This window comes from Rhodoferax sp. ZS1R8, from assembly GCF_056521325.1.
In genome coordinates, this window is record NZ_JBWMBA010000142.1 from 1 (window position 1) to 1,155 (window position 1,155).

Sequence of the window (1,155 nt, forward strand, 5' to 3'; positions counted from 1 at the left end):
GTGGAGGCTGCATTGGCCCGCAGCGCCCACACTGCGCAGTACGCCAAGCTTGCGGCTTACCGCGACCGCATGGGGGATGCCGGTCGATTTTTAGCAAAACTCGTTTCTCAAAAACCCGAGGTGTGCCGTTGGCTTTGGGGGGAGAATAGAAGGTGATGGCTACTATTCCCGCCCCCAGCGCTGGCACTACTGCATCCACCCAGGCCGACGCAGCGGCCTCGGCGATGGGCATAGATGCTCTTGCACCAACCGCACATTTCGTTGCATGGGCACCGGATGCGTTTATCCATTTAGACCACGCCGCTCGGGTCATCGGGTGGAACCCGCAGGCTGAGTGCATGTTTGGCTATGCGCCAGCGCAGGCCTTGGGGCGTACGGGGGTAGAGGTCATGGGCTGGGATGTATTGCAATATGCCTCAGACCGGTCGCCTTGCCCTAGCGCGCAGCGTTTGGAGAGCCCCTGTGTGCGTGCTGACGGCACCGTATTTCTGAGCGAGCTCACGGTGGTGGTGGCGTACCAGCAACGGGAAAGGGTTTTTTGTATCCAGGTGCGCGACATTACCGAGCGCAAACAGGAAGAAGACAACTTGCGCATGGCTGCTGCCGCGTTTGATTCGCGCGAAGGCATGGTGATTGCTGATACCAACAGCGTCATTCTGCGTGTTAACCCCACTTTTAGTGCCATTACCGGTTACAGCGCGGCAGATGCCGTGGGTAAGAAAATGAATATGCTCAGTTCCGGGCGGCAAGACGCTGCATTTTACCAAGCCATGTGGGCCAGCATTGTAAAAACTGGCGCGTGGAAGGGCGAGATTTGGAACCGTAAAAAAAGTGGCGAGGTGTATGCCGAATGGCTCACCGTAACGGCCATCCGCAACGAAGCAGGCACGGCTACCCACTACGTTGGCACGTTTACCGACATCACCGTGCGCAAGGCTGCAGAGGCGGAGATTCAACTGCTGGCTTTTTACGACCCCCTCACTGGGCTGCCCAATCGACGTTTGCTAATGGACCGGCTCACACAGGCTTTGGCGGTCGGACGTCGGCATCGCCACAATGGCGCGATTTTTTTTATCGACTTGGATCATTTCAAAACCATCAACGACACCTTGGGCCACGCACGGGGCGATGCCTTACTCCAGCAAGTGGGTGAGC

Annotated in this window: 1 protein-coding gene; it reads left to right on the forward strand. The window is 57.7% G+C overall.

The features are described 5' to 3' along the window. Window positions 1-224: 224 nt before the first annotated feature. Window positions 225-1,155: PAS domain S-box protein (locus tag AC097P_RS24500; RefSeq protein ID WP_479613019.1), on the forward strand; the 931-nt coding region annotated here is incomplete at its 3' end.